Annotated in this window: 1 protein-coding gene; it reads left to right on the forward strand. The window is 69.3% G+C overall.

All coding sequences use genetic code 11. From position 1 onward, the window contains the following. On the forward strand, window positions 1–244 hold a 244-nt coding region (locus VM95_RS38335; protein WP_045706440.1), incomplete at both ends, for an acyltransferase domain-containing protein.

The following is a 244-nucleotide window of genomic DNA, read 5'->3' on the forward strand; positions in this document are numbered from 1 at the left end:
CATGATCCCGGTGGACTACGCCTCGCACTCGGCCCACATGGACGCGGTGCGCGACGAGGTCGCCGAACTGTCGGCGAGCGTAAGGCCGTTGGCTGGCCGCGTCGCGATGTACTCGACCGTGACCGGCGAAGTCGTCGCTGACCCCGAGCAGTTGGCGGGTTCGTACTGGTTCGACAACCTGCGCGGCACCGTCCGCCTGGACACGGCGGTCGCATCGGCGGTCGCGGACGGCCACACCCTGTTC

This window comes from Streptomyces rubellomurinus, from assembly GCF_000961885.1.
GTDB classification, from domain to species: Bacteria; Actinomycetota; Actinomycetes; order Streptomycetales; family Streptomycetaceae; genus Kitasatospora; species Kitasatospora rubellomurina.